At 70.9% G+C, this 16,650-nt stretch carries 15 protein-coding genes and 1 pseudogene; 9 read left to right on the top strand and 7 right to left on the bottom strand.

The window, feature by feature from the left end; translation table 11 throughout:
* Positions 1-190 precede the first annotated feature (190 nt).
* The 3 genes from ABZX40_RS04545 to ABZX40_RS04535 form a co-directional block, all read right to left on the bottom strand.
* A complete protein-coding gene (locus ABZX40_RS04545; protein ID WP_355737097.1) occupies positions 191-829 on the bottom strand; it encodes a DUF1345 domain-containing protein in 639 nt (212 codons plus the stop codon).
* Positions 830-1,367: 538 nt separating this feature from the next.
* Positions 1,368-2,006, bottom strand: coding sequence for an SRPBCC family protein (locus ABZX40_RS04540; protein WP_355737094.1), 639 nt, complete (start codon positions 2,004-2,006; stop codon positions 1,368-1,370).
* A gap of 89 nt (positions 2,007-2,095) precedes the next feature.
* Positions 2,096-2,452, bottom strand: a complete 357-nt coding sequence (locus ABZX40_RS04535; protein WP_355737093.1) for a hypothetical protein — start codon at positions 2,450-2,452, stop codon at positions 2,096-2,098.
* A 315-nt stretch (positions 2,453-2,767) separates the two neighbouring features.
* Here ABZX40_RS04535 and ABZX40_RS04530 point away from each other — a divergent pair, with 315 nt between their 5' ends.
* Entirely contained in the window at positions 2,768-3,415 is a 648-nt protein-coding gene (locus ABZX40_RS04530; protein ID WP_355737091.1) for a TetR/AcrR family transcriptional regulator, read from the top strand.
* A gap of 154 nt (positions 3,416-3,569) precedes the next feature.
* On the opposite strand, the pseudogene ABZX40_RS04525 reads toward ABZX40_RS04530, so the two are convergent.
* Positions 3,570-4,483 (bottom strand): annotated as a pseudogene (locus ABZX40_RS04525) (LysR substrate-binding domain-containing protein).
* Positions 4,484-4,572: 89 nt separating this feature from the next.
* Between ABZX40_RS04525 and ABZX40_RS04520 the strand changes: the two are divergent.
* The gene (locus ABZX40_RS04520) at positions 4,573-5,916 is read left to right on the top strand and encodes an aspartate aminotransferase family protein (protein WP_355737089.1); all 1,344 of its coding nucleotides are present in this window, start codon (positions 4,573-4,575) and stop codon (positions 5,914-5,916) included.
* A 313-nt stretch (positions 5,917-6,229) separates the two neighbouring features.
* On the opposite strand, the gene ABZX40_RS04515 is transcribed toward ABZX40_RS04520, so the two are convergent.
* Positions 6,230-6,652, bottom strand: coding sequence for a secondary thiamine-phosphate synthase enzyme YjbQ (locus ABZX40_RS04515; RefSeq protein WP_355737087.1), 423 nt, complete (start codon positions 6,650-6,652; stop codon positions 6,230-6,232).
* 124 nt (positions 6,653-6,776) lie between these two features.
* Between ABZX40_RS04515 and ABZX40_RS04510 the strand changes: the two genes are divergently transcribed.
* From ABZX40_RS04510 to ABZX40_RS04485, 6 genes are all read left to right on the top strand, one after another.
* Complete coding sequence (locus tag ABZX40_RS04510; protein WP_313884353.1) at positions 6,777-6,860, top strand: putative leader peptide; 84 nt, start codon at positions 6,777-6,779, stop codon at positions 6,858-6,860.
* A gap of 276 nt (positions 6,861-7,136) precedes the next feature.
* A complete protein-coding gene (locus ABZX40_RS04505; protein ID WP_355737084.1) occupies positions 7,137-8,021 on the top strand; it encodes an ABC transporter permease in 885 nt (294 codons plus the stop codon).
* A complete protein-coding gene (locus ABZX40_RS04500; protein WP_355737081.1) occupies positions 7,994-8,737 on the top strand; it encodes an ABC transporter ATP-binding protein in 744 nt (247 codons plus the stop codon). Before ABZX40_RS04505 ends, ABZX40_RS04500 begins: the two co-directional genes overlap by 28 nt.
* Before the next feature lie 181 nt (positions 8,738-8,918).
* Complete coding sequence (locus ABZX40_RS04495) at positions 8,919-9,971, top strand: ABC transporter substrate-binding protein (RefSeq protein WP_355737078.1); 1,053 nt, start codon at positions 8,919-8,921, stop codon at positions 9,969-9,971.
* Position 9,972: 1 nt separating this feature from the next.
* Complete coding sequence (locus ABZX40_RS04490) at positions 9,973-11,136, top strand: LLM class flavin-dependent oxidoreductase (RefSeq protein WP_355737075.1); 1,164 nt, start codon at positions 9,973-9,975, stop codon at positions 11,134-11,136.
* Between the two features lie 330 nt (positions 11,137-11,466).
* On the top strand, positions 11,467-12,567 hold the full coding sequence (locus ABZX40_RS04485) for an NAD(P)-binding domain-containing protein (protein WP_355737348.1): 1,101 nt from the start codon (positions 11,467-11,469) through the stop codon (positions 12,565-12,567).
* 169 nt (positions 12,568-12,736) lie between these two features.
* Here the strand turns inward: ABZX40_RS04485 and mltG are convergent, their stop codons facing one another.
* Positions 12,737-13,597 (bottom strand): endolytic transglycosylase MltG, encoded by an 861-nt coding sequence (gene mltG / locus ABZX40_RS04480; RefSeq protein ID WP_355737072.1) that lies wholly within the window; start codon positions 13,595-13,597, stop codon positions 12,737-12,739.
* Positions 13,598-13,889: 292 nt separating this feature from the next.
* A complete protein-coding gene (locus ABZX40_RS04475) occupies positions 13,890-15,812 on the bottom strand; it encodes an ABC transporter transmembrane domain-containing protein (protein WP_355737069.1) in 1,923 nt (640 codons plus the stop codon).
* 111 nt (positions 15,813-15,923) lie between these two features.
* Between ABZX40_RS04475 and ABZX40_RS04470 the strand changes: the two genes are divergently transcribed.
* A complete protein-coding gene (locus tag ABZX40_RS04470; RefSeq protein ID WP_355737066.1) occupies positions 15,924-16,373 on the top strand; it encodes a MarR family transcriptional regulator in 450 nt (149 codons plus the stop codon).
* The last annotated feature ends 277 nt before the right edge of the window (positions 16,374-16,650 follow it).

Genomic DNA, 16,650 nt, shown 5'->3' with positions numbered 1-16,650 from the left:
TCCCGACGAGGAAGCATCCAGCGATTTTCGAGGGCGCGTCAAAGAGGTCCCGTCTATGGCGTGACAAGCGGCGCCGATCTTGTCGATCGCACGCCTCCTAGCTGCGCCGACTCCGGTTCGGGCGGCAGATGTGGGGAAAGCCTTCGGACTGGTTTGACGCACATGGTGAAATGCGGCGGAGCGGCGGTCCTCAGGCGCTCACGATGCCGACGACCAGATTGATGGCGGTGGCCAGGATGCTGGTGCCGAAGACATACGACAGCAGAGCGTGCCGCAGTACGATCGCGCGGATGCGGGAGCTGGACACATCGGTGTCGGAGACCTGATAGGTCATGCCGAGGTTGTAGCTGAAATAGAAGAAATCGCGGTACGCGGGCGGCTCGTCGGAGTTGAAGTCGATTCCGCCGCCGTTCTCGTAGTACAGGCTCGCGTAGCGGGTGGCGTACATCAGATGCAGGGCTGCCCAGGCCAGAAAGGCACCGAAGAGGGCTGCGGCGGCGGCGAGTGTGCCGTTGCCGGTTGTGGAGTCGCCGCGCACCAGGAGCAGCACGATGGCGATGAGTCCGCACAGCGCCAGCCCACCGACGAGGATCTCCTCGACCACGGGCCGGAAGTCCTCCCGGCGGGCGTTGCGATGGGTGGCCTCGGCGTCCATCGGCCACAGCACCGCCCAGCCCGACACGACGAAGAACAGTTCCACGGCGGCAATGCCCGCCATCACGCCCAGGGCCGGGTCCGTGGCCACTCCGGCCGCGATCCCGGCGGTGGTGCCGAGCACGATCGCGGCGGAGAGCCGTGGGACGGCGTCCAGGGGCAGTGCAACTCTCATGGGCCAGGACGTTAGTCCCCTCCTCGGTGATTCGATCGTCACCGCGCTGTTCGTTCGATCATGGCCGGGGTGTCCGCCGTGCCGCCGGTGCGGCTTTCGGGGGGGCTCGGGCGGCGTTCCCGTTTCGGTTCGGGAGGCGTTCCCTTTCGACTCGGGCGGCGTTCCCGTTTCGGTCCGGGAGGCGTTCCCTTCTCGGCTTGGGCGGCGTTCCCGTCTCGGCTCGGGCGGCGGAGGGGCGTGATCGTCCGTCATCTGGAGCGACGAGGGGGCGGTGAGGTGCCTGAGTCGTAGGGGCCGGTTCAGGGCGGCGGCGCGTACCCGTTTACCCACGTACCAGTGCGGTGAGGAAATCGGCCGCGAGGGCGTCGTCTGCGGCCATCCGCTCGATCACCATCGCGGGCAGGGATCCTTCGGCAGAATGCCGGTGGGACGGTGCGGGTCGGTGCTGCCGGCCGAGACATCGACCCTGTTTCCGTGAACCATCCGCTCCCCCGACCCGACCCACCCGCTCCCCCGACCGCCCAGACCTCTCCTCCCCCTACCGGCCCACGCCCTCCGCCGCAGCCTTCAGGTCACCCAGCCACGCCTCCAGCCCCTTCCCGAGATACTCCGTCGAGAGCGGTACGTCCGCCTCGACCTGCTCCCCGGTCCAGGTCTCCTCGGTGTGCACCAGCACCCCGCCCTTCACTTTCGTGAACGTCCACAGATGGACACCCCGGTCGATGGTCAGCCCCTCGCCGATCGCCGGCCCGGTCCACAGGACGCACTTCTTCTCCTTGAGCTGCTGCACGGTCGAGGTGATGCCGAGGGTGGTCGCGGGTGTGGTGGGGGTGGCCGGGACCGGGGTCGTCCAGTGGAATCGCGAACCCTTGCGCAGCTTCCCGGAGTCCAGCCGCTCCGCGGAGAGGACGGGCGGCTGCCAGGACGGCCAGTTCTCGATGTCGGTCTGGAGCTTCCAGATGGTGCTGAGCGGCGCGTCTATGACGATGTCGGTCTCGTAACGGATCTTGGCGGACGGGTCGACGCCCTGCCCCCGGCAGGAGGCGGCCGGGGTCCCGTGACGGTCGGGCGAGGACTCGGGCCGGGACTGTGCCTGGGCGGGCACGGCAGTGGCCGTGAGGGCGGCGGCCAGGGCGAGGGTGACGCCGAAGGCGGTGGTGGCACGGACGCTGGACATGGACACAGGCGTGGGCGTGGGCATGGATTCGTTCCCCTGGGGTGAAGGTGAATGGATGTTCGCGGTTGCGATGGACCGGGGCCGGCTGGTCAGCGTCGGCCGGTGCGGTGGACCGCGACGATCAGCGCGACCGACGCGGCGACGATCAGACCGGTGAAGCCGGGGTGCATGTCCTTGGAGAGGCTGGGGGCGCCGTCGGGCCGCACCAGCCAGGTGACCAGCGGGACGGCGTACGCGGCGGTCAGCAGCGCGGAGGTCACCCGAACCGTACGGTCGCGGACCCGCAGCAGGGAGCCGACCAGGGCGATCGTCACCGGCAGCGCGGCGACCAGCGAGAACTGGCCGACCACCAGCACGGGCGCGGCCCAGGCGGAGACGGTGACCGCCAACGGGATGCGCCTACGGGCGGCGGTTCGACGGGCGGGAGACAGAGTGGTCGTAGTCATGGGGGTCCCCTCAGGGGATGCGGGGTCGGGAAAGCGGAGTCGGAAAGCGGAGCTAGAAGCGGAGTCCGGGAGGCGGAACCGGAGCGACGGGAGTTAGAGCCGCTGCCGCTCGTTAGAAGTTATAACGAAGCGGGCGAGTGAGAGTCAAGCGCTCCAGTGATAACCTCTAACCAACTCCCGATATCGACTCCAACTCCCAACCACCGACACCACGCACCACCCGCCACTAGCCACGCACCACCCGCCGCCTGCCACGCACCCCGACCAAGCGCACCCCCGAGGCGCTGGCGCCCCGCCCCACAGAAAGATGACCCCATGGCCGACACCGCCACGACCCCTCGCGAGCGCTACCGCGCCCAGGTGCGGTCGGAGATCAAGTCCCACGCGTGGGAGCAGATCGCCTCGGCCGGTGCCTCCGCGCTCTCCCTCAACGCGATCGCCAAGCAGATGGGCCTCAGCGGCCCCGCCCTCTACCGGTACTTCGCCAACCGGGACGAACTGATCACCGAGCTGATCCGGGACGCGTACCGGAGCCTCGCGGACACCGTCCAGGAGGCCGCCGGGTCCGGCGCGGACCTGGCCGCGCTGGCGCACACCCTGCGCGCCTGGGCGCTGGCGGATCCGCAGCGCTACCTCCTGATCTACGGCACCCCCGTGCCCGGCTACCACGCGCCGGACGACATCACCGCGATCTCCGGCGAGATCATGGCCGTCCTGCTGGACGCCGCCACCGCGCTCGCCCCGTCGGCGAAGGACGGGTCACCCCTCGCGGCGCACCTGGCCGACCATCGGGAGTGGGCGGGCGATCATCCCGCGCCGCCCGCGGCCCTGAGCAGGGCGCTGACCGTCTGGACCAGGTTGCACGGCGTACTGTCCCTGGAACTGTCCGGCCACTTCAGCGGGATGGGGTTCGACCCGGCGATGCTGTTCGAGGCGGAGACGCAGAGCCTCCGTACGCCTTGAGGTCCCGGGCCCCTGCGCCACTCAAGTCAAAACCCAGCCACTGACCCCGAGCCCCTGAGCTCCCTTCTCAAGCCAAGCCGAGTTACTGCTCGGAGCCCCGAGCCATCCCTTCAAGCCAACCCCAGTTACTGCCCCAAGCCCCCAGGCCACCCCCTCAACCAACCCCCAGTAACCGCCCCAACCCCCCATCACCCACCCGCAGCGCGTCCAGCACCACCCGTACCCCCGCCCGCGGCGGAGCCCCCCCCCCGGGATCGCCGCCGTGATCGTGCGCGGTACGGGGGTCGCCAGATCCCGCGTGGTCACGCGATGGCGGCCGTCCACGGCGAGGCTCGGCAGCAGCATGATGGAGAGCCCGGCCTCGACATGCTGGAGCCCGAGCATGTAGTTGCTGAAGCGGCACACCACCCGGGGTTCGAAGCGGGCCTGACGGCACAGGCGCAGCGCCAGGTTGGCCATGTAGGACTGGGGCATGTCGAAGGCCCATGGCTCGTCGGCGTAGGCGGCGAGGTCCACGGGGCCGCGGCCCGCCGTGGGATGGTCGGGCGGCAGGACGAGGACGATCCGGTCGGTGGCCAGCGGCACCAGGTCCAGGTCCGGGCCGAGCGGGAGGTCGTCGACATCGGTCGTGGTGATGATGACGTCCGCGTCGCCGACCCGCAGGGCGGGCACGCTCTCGTGGGGTTCCAGTTGCAGCAGTTCGACGTCCAGGTGCGGGTGGGCGCGCGCGAGCCGGGTCACCGCGGGGACCGCCACCGTATGGATCGCGCTCTGGAAGGCGCCGAGCCGGACGAGCCCGGCGGGCTCCGCGCCGAAGCCGCGCAGTTCGGTCTCGACGCTGTCCATGTGGTCGAGGATGGCCCGTGCGCGCCGGGCGAGGATCAGTCCGGCGGAGGTCAGCCGCACCCGGCGGCCGGTGCGTTCGAGGAGTTGGGTGCGGGTCTCGCTCTCCAGGACCGCGAGTTGCTGGGAGACGCTCGACGGGCTCAGCCGGGCGGCCTGCGCGACCGCGCGGACGGTGCCCAGCGTGTCCAACTGGACCAGCAGCCGCAGCCTCCAGGGATTCATCACCCGGTCCATTGTTGTGCGGTTCTTCCGAACAGGACAGCCGGAATCGTGTGATGGACGAGTCACTCGGCCGGTCCTACGGTCGGCACATGACCACCACGCCCACCTCCCCCGCCCCGGCCTCCTCCCCGCAGGTCTGGGCCGACGCCGAGCGGCATCTCGTGCGCTACGGCGGCGGCATGTTCACCCCGGAGATCATCGAGCGCGCGGCGGGCAGTTTCGTCTTCACTGCGGACGGCCGGAAGATCCTCGACTTCACATCCGGCCAGATGAGCGCGATTCTCGGCCACTCACACCCGGAGATCGTGGCGACGGTCCAGCGGCAGGTCGCCACCCTCGACCATCTCTACAGCGGCATGCTCAGCCGCCCCGTGGTCGAACTGGCCCGGCGGCTCGCCGCGACACTGCCCGCGCCCCTGGAGAAGGCCCTGCTGCTGACCACCGGCGCGGAGTCGAACGAGGCCGCGCTGCGCATGGCCAAGCTGGTCACCGGCAAGCATGAGATCGTGTCGTTCGCCCGCTCCTGGCACGGAATGACCCATGCCGCCGCCTCGGCGACCTACAGCGCGGGCCGCAAGGGGTACGGTCCTGTCGCGCCCGGCAACTTCGCGATCCCCGTCCCCGACGCGTACCGCCCCGGCGTCACCGCCGCCGACGGCTCGCTGGACTGGCGCCGGGAACTGGATCTCGCCTTCGACCTGATCGACGCCCAGTCGACCGGCAACCTCGCCGCGTGTCTCGTGGAGCCGATCCTCTCCTCGGGCGGCATCGTCGAACCGCCGCCCGGCTACTTCGCGGCACTCCGCGACAAGTGCCGGGAGCGGGGCATGCTGCTGATCCTGGACGAGGCCCAGACGGGACTGTGCCGGACCGGCACCTGGTACGCCTTCGAGCGCGACGGCATCGTCCCCGACATCCTCACCCTCTCCAAGACCCTGGGCGCCGGACTCCCCCTCGCGGCCGTCCTCACCAGCGCCGAGATCGAACAGGAGGCGTACGACCGCGGGTTCCTGTTCTTCACCACGCATGTCTCCGACCCGCTGGTGGCCGCCGTCGGCAACACCGTCCTCGATGTGCTGACCCGCGACCGCCTCGACGAACGCGCCCGCTCCCTCGGTACGTTGCTGCGCGACGGGCTGCTGGAGATCGCCACCCGGCATCCGGTCATCGGTGACATCCGCGGCCGGGGTCTGCTGGCCGGGGTGGAACTCGTGGTGGACCCCGAGACCCGGCGCACCTCCGACGAACTGGGCGCCCGGGTCACCCGGCGCTGCCTGGAACTCGGCCTGCACATGAACATCGTCCAGCTCCGCGGCCTGGGCGGCGTCTTCCGCATCGCACCGCCCCTGACGGCGACGGAGGAGGAACTGTCGCTGGGGCTCGCCATTCTGGACGAGGCGATCGGGGATGTGCTGGTGGGGGGTGGGTGGTGAGCGTGAGAGGGGCGGTGATCCGCCGAACTGAGGCCGCTGTGACGGACGGGGTGAGTGGTGAGCGTGAGAGGGGCGGTGATCCGCTGAACTGAGGCCGCGGTGACGGACGGGGTGAGTGGTGAGCGTGAGAGGAGCGGTGATCCGCCGAACTGAGGCCGCCGTAGCGGACGGGGTGGACGGGGTGGATGGTGGGCATGAGAGGCACGGGCTGCTGAACGCCGGCCCCGGACCGGACCGCCACTGAGCCGCCCGCCCGACTCTCCCCCGGCCAGGCCCCGCCCCGCCTCACCCCACCCCGCCCTCGACACCTCACTCACCCCAGAAAGCTCAACCGCACCTGCCGCTCGGGATTGTCCCGGTTCGTGTCCACCAGGCACACCGACTGCCATGTCCCCAGTTCCAGCCGCCCGCCGAGCACCGGCAGCGTCGCGTGCGGCGGCACGAACGCGGGCAGGACGTGGTCGCGGCCGTGACCGGGGCTGCCGTGCCGGTGCTGCCAGCGGTCGTCCGCCGGGAGCAGGGTGTGCAGCGCGGCGAGGAGGTCGCTGTCGCTGCCCGCCCCCGTCTCGATGACGGCGACGCCCGCCGTGGCATGCGGGACAAAGATGTTGAGAAGGCCGTCCCGCCCACCGGACACCTCGCGCAGAAAGCCCTCGCAGTCATGGGTGAGATCGTGGACCGTCTCCCTGGAACCGGTGGAGATACGCAGTACTCGGGTCGTGAACGCAGCTGGCATGGGGCCCATCCTGACCCATCCCCCTGCCTAGTGGCGGGTGCCGCCTTCCGGTGTGCGATATGCGCCGTCCACTTCGCGAGACGCCTGTTGACCGTGAGCACGTCATCTGGCTAGCTTCGACGGCATGTTGCGTTCAGCCCTGCTCACCACGCGCGGTCATATCGACCTGCTGCGGGTGGCCTCCGCCGCGTGTCGCCGCGGTCGCTGACGCCCTTCTCCCGGATCACCCGGCCTCACCACCGAACTCCCCGGCCTTGCCGTCGGCCCTGCCTGTCTCGTCGGTCCCACTCGCCTCGTGGGCCTTACCGCTGACCTGCCCTGCCTGCCCTGCCTGCCCGGCGTTACCGGCCCTCTCGACCCTTCCGGTCTTCCTGATCCCGCAGCACCCCACTCCCCCTCCCGTACGCCAGGGGTGCGCTGACGCGCCCCGCTGACGCGCCGCCCTGACGTGACGGCGCACCCAGGCGTGCCCTTTGGAGCCCTCATGAGCATCAGCCATGCGCCTCCCGACTCCCCGAGCACCCTCTCCCCGTCCAAGGCCCCCACCCTCGAACCCACTCCCGAACCCACTCTCGAACCCATCCTCCCCGCGTCCACCCGCCGCACCCGCGTCCCCCGCTGGCTGCGTCGCACCAGCGGCCCCCTGCTGCTGCTCGCGCTGTGGCAACTCCTCAGCTCCACCGGCGTACTGACCGCCGATGTCCTCGCCTCACCGGGGCGGATCGCGCAGGTCGGCTGGGATCTCGTCCGGGACGGCTCACTGCCCGCAGCCATGGGCACCTCGCTCCAGCGGGTCGCTGCCGGGCTGCTGCTGGGCACGGTCGTCGGGACCGGCCTCGCACTGCTGTCCGGGCTGTTCCGGATCGGCGAGGACCTGGTGGACGCGTCCGTGCAGATGCTGCGGACCGTGCCGTTCGTCGGGCTGATCCCGCTGTTCATCATCTGGTTCGGCATCGGCGAGGCCCCGAAGGTCGCCATCATCACGCTGGGGGTGACCTTCCCGCTCTATCTCAATGTCTACGCCGGTATCCGCAATGTGGACAGCCAGCTCATCGAGGCCGGTGAGTCGCTGGGGCTGTCCAGGTGGGGACTGGTCCGGCATGTGGTCCTACCGGGCGCGCTGCCCGGCGCGCTCACCGGGCTGCGCTACTCCCTCGGTATCGCCTGGCTCGCGCTGGTGTTCGCCGAGCAGGTCAACGCGGATTCCGGGATCGGCTTCCTGATGGTGCAGGCCCGTGACTTCCTGCGCACCGATGTGATCGTGGTCTGCCTGATCGTCTACGCCTTCCTCGGCCTGTTCGCCGATTTCGTCGTCCGCTCCCTCGAAAGGCTGCTGCTGCAATGGCGACCGACCTTCACCGGCCGGTGACCGCGCCGGCCGCGGTGCACGTGGCCGGGCTCACCCGCTCCTTCGACGGCCGTGTCGTCATCGACCGTCTCGAACTCGACATCAGGCCGGGCGAGTTCGTCGCCCTGCTCGGGCGCAGCGGCTGCGGCAAGTCGACACTGCTGCGGATTCTCGCCGGACTGGACCGGGACATCGAAGGCACCGTACTGGTGCCGCGCCGCAAAGCCGTCGCGTTCCAGGCGCCGCGGCTGATGCCGTGGAAGCGGGTGTGGCGCAATGTCGTCCTCGGGCTGCCGGGGCGTCCGGACCGGGCCGTCGCCGAGCGGGCGCTGACCGAGGTCGGCCTCGACCACCGTACGGACGCCTGGCCCAAGACCCTGTCCGGGGGTGAGGCCCAGCGGGCGTCGCTGGCTCGGGCGCTGGTGCGGGAGCCCGATCTGCTGCTGCTCGACGAGCCGTTCGGCGCGCTGGACGCGCTCACCCGGATCACGGCGCAGCGGCTGGTGGGCGAGTTGTGGCAGCGGCGCGGCTGCGCGGTGCTGCTGGTCACCCATGATGTGGAGGAGGCGGTGCTGCTCGCGGACCGTGTCCTGGTGATGGACGACGGGGTCATCGCGCACGAGCAGACCGTCGCCCTCGACCGGCCCAGGGACATCGCCGACCCTCGTTTCGCCGAGATCCGCTCCGCGCTGCTGCGGCGGCTGGGCGTGGACGACGACCCGCCGACCACGGGCTGACCCGCCCCTCCCTTCTTGATCACCGCCACCTCCCCTTCTTTCACCACCGCCGCCTTCTCTCGCATCCTCACCACCCCCACCTGCCCCTGCATCCTCACCACCTCCACCAGCCCCGACATCCTCACCATCGCCTTCTTCCCTCGCATCTTCACCACCGCCCGCTCCCTCGAACGGATCCCCCATGCCGCGACGCCTTCCCCCCTCCGCCCTCGTCCTCCCTCTTGTCCTCCCCCTCGCCCTGCTGACCTCCGCCTGCGGCGGCACCTCGGCCGCCGGCACCTCCGCCGGTGACGGCACCGACGGCAAGGGCTCTCTCACTCTCAACGTCGGAGACCAGAAGGGAGGTTCCGAGGCGGTGCTGCGAGCCGCCGGTGAACTGGACGATCTCGACTACCGGATCACATGGTCCACCTTCACCTCCGGTCCACCCCTGCTGGAGGCGGTGAACGCCAAGGCCGTCGACATCGGCGGGGTCGGCAACACCCCGCCCGTGTTCGCGGCCGGCGCCGGTTCGAAGATCACGGTGGTGGCGGCCTGGCACGGGACGTCGCGGGGCGAGGCCGTCCTCGTCCCGAACGACTCCTCGCTGACGTCGGCCACTCAACTCAAGGGGCGGTCGGTGGCGGTGGCACAGGGGTCGTCCGCGCACTACCAGCTGATCGCGTCCCTGGAGGAGGCCGGGCTCACCCTCTCCGACATCGAGGCGAAGTACCTTCAGCCGGCCGATGCGCTGGCCGCGTTCACCAGCGGGAAGGTGGACGCATGGGCGGTGTGGGATCCGTACACCTCACAGATCCTTCAAGGCAAGCAGGGTCGGGTGCTCACCACAGGTGAGGGGGTGGTGAACGGGCTCAGTTTCCAGGTGGCGGCGCCGTCCGCGCTCGCCGACCGGGAGAAGGCCGCCGCGATCGAGGACTATGTGGAGCGGCTGCGCCGCGCCCAGGACTGGGTGTACGACCATCCCGAGGACTGGGCGAAGGTGTGGGCCGAAGACACCGGTCTGCCCTACGAGGTGGCTCTCGCCTCCGTGAAACAGACCAACGCGTCCCGGGTTCCGGTCGCGGTCGATCAACCGCTGATCGACTCCGAACAACGGATCGCGGACGCCTTCACCGAGTTGGAGCTGATCCCGGAGAAGGTCGACTTCGCCCAGTACGTCGACGACCGCTTCAACGCCGATCTACCGCCGTCCACCGCCGCGCCCCGCGCCCCCCGCGCTCCCCGGGAGTCCTGACATGACCGTACGTCTTCACTGGTTCCTGCCGACGGGCGGGGACGGCCGCACCCTGGTGGACCGGCACGCGTACGCCTCCGACGGTCCCGGCGCGGCCCGCCGGGTCGCCGGGGTGCGCGCTCCCGACATCGAGTACCTCGCCCAGATCGCCAAGGCGGCCGAGCAACTCGGTTTCGAGGCGGTGCTGACCCCGACCGGCACCTGGTGCGAGGACGCCTGGCTGACGACGGTGGCGCTGGCGCAGCACACCGAGCGGCTGAAGTTCCTGGTGGCGTTCCGGCCGGGGGTGATCTCGCCGACGCTGGCGGCGCAGATGGCGGCGACCTATCAGCGGGTCACGCGCGGGCGGCTGCTGCTCAATGTGGTGACCGGCGGGGACTCGGCCGAGCAGCGGCGGTTCGGCGACCATCTGGACCATGACCGGCGCTATGCCCGTACCGATGAGTTCCTGACGGTGGTCCGGGGGGTGTGGCAGGGGCAGCCGTACGACTTCCAGGGGGATCACTTCCGGATCGAGGGCGGGCTCACCGCGCTGCCGCCGGATCCGCTGCCGCCACTGTTCTTCGGCGGGTCGTCGGCGGCGGCCGGGCCGGTCGCGGCGCGGCACGCCGATGTGTATCTGACCTGGGGCGAGCCTCCGGCGCAGGTGAAGGAGAAGATCGACTGGATCCGGGCGCTGGCCGAGCGGGAGGGCCGGGAGGTGCGGTTCGGGGTGCGGGTGCACACCATCGCGCGGGACTCCTCGGCGGAGGCGTGGGCGACCGCGCACCGACTGCTGGACGATCTCGACGCGGACACGGTCGCCGCCGCGCAGTCGGCGCTGAGGCGCAGCGAGTCGGTGGGGCAGCGGCGGATGCTGGCGCTGCACGGGGGTTCGCGGGACCGGCTGGAGATCCATCCGCATCTGTGGGCGGGCATCGGGCTGGTCCGGGGCGGGGCGGGGACGGCCCTGGTGGGCAGCCATGCGGAGGTGGCCGATCTGATCGAGGAGTACCACGCGGTGGGCGTGGAGCACTTCGTGCTGTCCGGCTATCCGCATCTGGAGGAGGCGTACTGGTTCGGGGAGGGCGTGATTCCGGAACTGCGACGGCGGGGGGTGCTGACGCCGGAGGCGGCGGGGGTGGCGGCCGGCGGGGCACCGGTGCTGGTGGCGGGGGGTCGGTGAGGGAAGGGGGGAGGGAGGTAGCGGGGAGACAGCGGGGCGGGGCGGGAGTGAGGTTGGGGCGCATTCCGCGCCGGGTGACGCGGCGCATGGGGAGAGCCGAGGGGACAGCCGAAGGGAGAACCAGGGCTGACCTTGTGGCGGGACAAGCCGAGGGCGATCGTCCGACGAGAAGAGAGCCGGGACCGGTCGTCAGACGTGAAGACTCGGGGTCGGTCGTCCGACGGGAAGAGCCGGGGCCTTCCCACCGTTGGTAGAAGCGTGAACAACACGCACGGGGTCGACAAGGCCGACGACGTCGCCACGCTCGACGAGGTGGACAGCGCCGGCGCGGTGAACAGGACCGGCGACGTCGGCAGGACCGGCGACGTCGACGTGGTCGTCGTGGGCGCCGGACAGGCCGGACTGTCCAGCGCCTTTCACCTGCGCCGGTCCGGTTTCGAGCCGGACCGCGACTTCGTGGTCCTCGACCACTCCCCCGGTCCGGGCGGCGCCTGGCAGTTCCGGTGGCCCTCGCTGACGTACGGCAAGGTGCACGGGATGCATGCGCTGCCGGGCATGGAGCTGACGGACGCGGATCCGGCGCGGCCGTCCTCGCAGGTCATCGCCGAGTACTTCGCGGCGTACGAGAGGGCGTTCGGGCTGCGGGTGCGGCGGCCGGTGGAGGTGTCGGCGGTCCGGGAGGGCGAGGGCGGGCGGCTGCGGGTGGAGACCTCGGCCGGGGTGTGGTCCACGCGGGCGCTGATCAACGCCACCGGCACCTGGGACCGGCCGTTCTGGCCTCGCTATCCCGGCCAGGAGACCTTCCAGGGGCGGCAGTTGCACACCGCGCAGTACTCGGGGCGACCCGAGGAGTTCAGCGGACTGCGGGTGGTCGTGGTGGGCGGCGGTGCCTCCGGCACCCAGCATCTGCTGGAGATCGCGCCGTACGCGGCGGCCACGACCTGGGTGACCCGCCGGCCGCCGGTCTTCCGCGAGGGCCCGTTCGACGAGGACGCCGGGCGGGCGGCGGTCGCACTGGTGGAGGAGCGGGTACGGCAGGGGCTGCCGCCGCGCAGTGTGGTGTCCGTCACCGGGCTGCCGCTGAACGACGCCGTCCGCCAGGGCATCGCGGACGGGGTACTGGACCGGCAGCCCATGTTCGAACGGATCACCCCGGACGGGGTGCAGTGGGCCGACGGGCGGCGGGTGGCCGCCGATGTCATCCTCTGGGCCACCGGGTTCCGGCCGACGATCGACCATCTGGCGCCGCTGCGGCTGCGCGCGCCAGGCGGCGGGATCCAGGTCGACGGGACGCGCGCGGTCGCCGATCCACGGATCCATCTGGTCGGCTACGGCCCCTCGGCCAGCACCATCGGCGCCAACCGCGCGGGCCGCGCGGCGGTACGGGACATCAGACGGCTGCTGGCCAGGGACATCCCCGCCGCCGCGTGAACCGGCCCCCGGGCGGGGTCAGGTGCTGGTCGGCACGTGGTGAGGTCCCGGTCGGCGCGTGGTGATGTCCTGGTCAGCGCGTAGTGAGGTCCCGGTCGGCAGGCGGTGACGTCCCGGTCGGCAGGCCGTGACCTCCCGGTCGGCGCACAGCGGGGTCCCGGGCAGCGCGTCAGGTTCTGGCGCCCGGCTGCGGGCTCGCGCTCTGCCGGGCCTTGTTCAGCTTGTTGAACTCCGCCACATTGCGCTGGTGCTCGGCGTAGTCGGCGGTGAAGCGGGTGTCGCCGGGCTTGACGGTGACGAAGTACAGCCAGTCCCCCGGCGTCGGGCCGATCGCCGCCCGCACCGCCTCCTCGCCCGGATTGTCGATCGGCGTGGGTGGCAGCCCCATGCGCTGGTACGAGTTGTAGGGGCTGTCGATCCGGGTGTCGTCCAGCGTCGTGTTCAGGGTGTTGCGGTTGAGCGCGTAGTTGAGGGTGGAGTCCATCTGGAGCGGCATCCCCCGCTCGAGTCGGTTGAAGACGACCCGCGCGACCTTGCCCATGTCCGTGGCGGTGGCGGCCTCGGCCTGGACAATGCTGGCGATGGTGACGGCCTGGTAGACGTTCATGGCGTTGCGCTGGGCGCCCGCCGCGATGGGGGCCCCGTTGAACTTCTTGTTGGCCGTGTCCACCATCTGCGCGAGCAGCGCCTCCGGGGTGGAGGTGCCGGTGAGCGGATAGGTCGCCGGGAAGAGATAGCCCTCCGGGTTGCCGTCGGCGTCGTTCGGCAGTTTCAGACCGGCCTTGGCGAGGGACTTCTTGGTGGTCCCGGCGGGCAGGGCGAGGGCCTTGTCGACCGCCGGGTAGATCTGGCTCGCCCGGTAGCCCTCCGGGATGACCAGGCTGGTGGGCTTGGCGGGCGCGTCCTCGCCCGTGCTCAGCAGCGGCACCGCCACGGCGGTGCCGGCCACGACGGCCCCGGTCGCGACCAGGGCGATCCGGCCTCTGCGCGTCAGTCGAATCGTGCTCCGTGGCGGAGTGTTCATCTGCATGCGGGCACGGTAACCCGCATATCGTCACAATTCCGGCATATCTTCATCTTGTCGCTCACGGTCTCACACGCGGGGAGGCTGATGGGGGGAGGCTGACAAGGGGGAGGGAGCGGGGTGGAACTCACTGATGCCGGATCCGGGTCCAGGTTCGGGTCTAGGTCCAGGTCCGGGTCCAGGTCCGGCCCTCCTGGCACGCCGGGCGATCGAGCCGCCGACTCCAGGTGTCAGCCCGTCGGCTCCAGTTGGGCGTCCCGGGCGTCGGCCCGCCGGCTCCAGTTAGGCGTCCCGGCTGTCAGCCCGTCGGCTCCAGTTGGGCGTCCCGGCGGACCAGGTCCGCGTAACGGCCGTCCAGCGCCAGCAGTTCGTCGTGCGTCCCCCGCTCCACCGCCCGGCCGGCCTCCAGGACCACGATCTGGTCGGCGCCGCGGATGGTGGACAGCCGGTGGGCGATGGTGAGGGTGGTACGGCCCGCCGACAGCGCGTCGATGGCCTCCTGCACCGCGTACTCGGTCCGGGTGTCCAGCGCGCTGGTGGCCTCGTCCAGCAGCAGCACCGGCGGGTCGCGCAGAATCGTGCGGGCGATGGCCAGCCGCTGCTTCTCACCGCCGGAGAAGCGATGGCCGCGCTCCCCCACCACTGTGTCGTAGCCGTCGGGCAGCCCCGCTATGTGGTCGTGGATCTGGGCAGCGCGGGCGGCGGCGTGCAGTTCCTCGTCGGTCGCGTCCGGCTTGGCGAAGCGCAGATTGTCGGCGACGGAGGCATGGAAGAGGTACGTCTCCTGGGAGACGACGCCCACCCCGCGCGCGAGGGAGTCGAAATCGAGGTCGCGGACATCGGTGCCGTCCAGGGTGACCCGGCCCCCGGTGACGTCGTAGAGCCGGGGCACCAGATGGCCCAGGGTGGACTTGCCCGCGCCGGTCGTGCCGACGACGGCCAGGCTGCTGCCCGCAGGGACGGTGAGGTCGATGCCGTCGAGGACGGGGCCGGAGGTGTCGTCGTAGCGGAACTCGACGTTCTCGAAGCGGACCTCGCCCTTGATGTGGTCGAGGTGGACCGGGCGCTCGCGCTCGGTGATGTCGATGGGCAGGTCCAGGTACTCAAAGATGCGCTGGAAGAGGGCCAGGGACGCCTGGATCTGCACTCCGGTGCCGAGCAGGCTCACCGCCGGGCGGAACAGGCCCTGCTGGAGGGAGACGAAGGCGACGATCGTGCCGATGGAGACATCCGGGCCGCCGGTGTGCAGGGCCAGGCCCGCGGTCCAGTAGATGACGGCCGGCATGGCGGCCATGACGACCGTGATGACGGCCATCCGCCAGCGGCCCGCCATGCTGGAGCGGACTTCGAGATCGACCAGGCGCTCGGACTCACCCGCGAAGGACCGGGTGAGCGAGTCGGATCGGCCCATGGTCCGGCCGAGGAGGATGCCGCTGACCGAGAGCGACTCGGTGACCGTGGCGGCCATCGCGGCCATCTGCTTCTGCCGCTGGTTGGTGATCTTCCGCCGTTCGTCACCGACCCGGCGGCTGATCCACACGAAGACCGGGAGCAGCACCAGGGAGACGATCGTCAGCCGCCAGTCCAGGGCCACCATGGCGACGATGGTGGCGATCACGCTGGTGGCGTTGGAGACCAGCGAGGTGGCGGTGGAGGTGACCGTCGCCTGCATGCTGCCGATGTCGTTGGCGATGCGGGACTGGACCTCGCCGGTGCGGGTGCGCGTGAAGAAGGCCAGCGACATGCGCTGGAGGCGGCCGTAGACCGCTGTGCGCAGATCGTGCATCACGCGCTGGCCGACGGTGGTCGAGATCAGGGTTTGCAGGACGCCGAAGACGCTGGTCAGCACGGCACTGAGGATCATGCCGAGGGCGAGCAGCGTGAGCAGCCCGGTGCGCCCCTGGGGGATCGCGGTGTCGAGAATCGCCTTCAGCAGGAAGGGCGTGGCGACGGAGACCAGGGCGGCGGCACCGACCAGCAGGCCGACGACCGCGAGACGGCCTCGATAGGGACGGAAGAGGGCGAGGATACGGCGGACCTGGCGGGGCTGCTCCTCCGCGCTGCCGTCGGCGCCGGTGGCGCCGCCGGGGCGGGGGTCTTCGCCGTCCGCGCGGGGGAACCGGATCGCTTCGGGACCTCGGCCAGGTCCGCGACCGGGTGCTCGGCCGGGTGCAGTGCGGGGTCCGCGGGGTCCGCGCTCGGGTGCGTGATCGGGGTGCATGGGCTCCTTCGGAGGGGAGTCGTCGATATCGGCGATAGCAGCGATATCGAGCGGAGCATAGCTCATTGTTACCTATACTCACAATGAACGAGGTCCTGATATTGTTCCCGTATGACCTCCCCCGATCCCGACGGCCAGGTAGCCGAGCAGCTGCTCCGGTTCACCCGCCGGGTGCACCGCATCCAGAAACGCCATCTGGAGCAGAGCGCGCTGGGCATCACCCCCGCCCAGTCCCGGCTGCTGCGCACCCTCGCGCACTTCCCCACACCCCCGCGCATGGCCGACCTGGCCACCCGCCTGGAGGTGGTGCCACGGGCCGTGACGAGCCTGGTCGACGGGCTGGAGGCGAACGGCAAGGTACGGCGGGCCCCGGACCCCGACAATCGCCGGGTGATCCGTATCGAGCTGACCGACGACGGCCGCACGACCCTGCGCGCCCTACGGGACGCCCGCCGCGCGGCGGCCCGGGAAATACTGGCGCCGCTGACCACCGAGCAGCGAGCGGATTTCGGGGGGCTGCTGGACAGACTCATCGACGGGGCGCCTCGGCCGGATTGCTGACGCGGGGGTGGTTGTGAGGGGGGGTGGTTGTGAGGGGCGGGACGGGGAGCTTCGGCAACTGTCGAGGGGTGAGAGCCTCAGCGGGGCCGGGCCGGTGAGGTCTCCGGGGAGGGCACGCTCGTAGCGCGGGGGGGCTCTGCTTCGTGCGCTGTGCGACGAATGCCCTGTGCGCTGCGGATCGGGGGCCCGGCCGAACTCGCCGAAGCACCCGCCACCGGCGCGCGCGCCAGCGTCGTCATCAGGGGCGGAGGCCCGCAGCGCGGTCCCCAGCGGAGCG

Origin of the sequence: Streptomyces sp. NPDC004610 (genome assembly GCF_040609715.1) — a bacterium.
In the GTDB taxonomy this organism is placed as follows: Bacteria; Actinomycetota; Actinomycetes; order Streptomycetales; family Streptomycetaceae; genus Streptomyces.
This window is presented reverse-complemented; position numbering and strand designations above follow the sequence as displayed.

Excerpts from the sequence above, each read along its gene's own strand:
- ABZX40_RS04545 (WP_355737097.1), bottom strand. The coding sequence starts at position 829 with ATGAGAGTTGCACTGCCCCTGGACGCCGTCCCACGGCTCTCCGCCGCG.
- ABZX40_RS04540 (WP_355737094.1), bottom strand. The coding sequence starts at position 2,006 with ATGTCCAGCGTCCGTGCCACCACCGCCTTCGGCGTCACCCTCGCCCTG.
- ABZX40_RS04535 (WP_355737093.1), bottom strand. The coding sequence starts at position 2,452 with ATGACTACGACCACTCTGTCTCCCGCCCGTCGAACCGCCGCCCGTAGG.
- ABZX40_RS04530 (WP_355737091.1), top strand. The coding sequence starts at position 2,768 with ATGGCCGACACCGCCACGACCCCTCGCGAGCGCTACCGCGCCCAGGTG.
- ABZX40_RS04520 (WP_355737089.1), top strand. The coding sequence starts at position 4,573 with ATGACCACCACGCCCACCTCCCCCGCCCCGGCCTCCTCCCCGCAGGTC.
- ABZX40_RS04515 (WP_355737087.1), bottom strand. The coding sequence starts at position 6,652 with ATGCCAGCTGCGTTCACGACCCGAGTACTGCGTATCTCCACCGGTTCC.
- ABZX40_RS04510 (WP_313884353.1), top strand. The coding sequence starts at position 6,777 with ATGTTGCGTTCAGCCCTGCTCACCACGCGCGGTCATATCGACCTGCTG.
- ABZX40_RS04505 (WP_355737084.1), top strand. The coding sequence starts at position 7,137 with ATGAGCATCAGCCATGCGCCTCCCGACTCCCCGAGCACCCTCTCCCCG.
- ABZX40_RS04500 (WP_355737081.1), top strand. The coding sequence starts at position 7,994 with ATGGCGACCGACCTTCACCGGCCGGTGACCGCGCCGGCCGCGGTGCAC.
- ABZX40_RS04495 (WP_355737078.1), top strand. The coding sequence starts at position 8,919 with ATGCCGCGACGCCTTCCCCCCTCCGCCCTCGTCCTCCCTCTTGTCCTC.
- ABZX40_RS04490 (WP_355737075.1), top strand. The coding sequence starts at position 9,973 with ATGACCGTACGTCTTCACTGGTTCCTGCCGACGGGCGGGGACGGCCGC.
- mltG (WP_355737072.1), bottom strand. The coding sequence starts at position 13,597 with ATGCAGATGAACACTCCGCCACGGAGCACGATTCGACTGACGCGCAGA.
- ABZX40_RS04475 (WP_355737069.1), bottom strand. The coding sequence starts at position 15,812 with ATGCACCCCGATCACGCACCCGAGCGCGGACCCCGCGGACCCCGCACT.
- ABZX40_RS04470 (WP_355737066.1), top strand. The coding sequence starts at position 15,924 with ATGACCTCCCCCGATCCCGACGGCCAGGTAGCCGAGCAGCTGCTCCGG.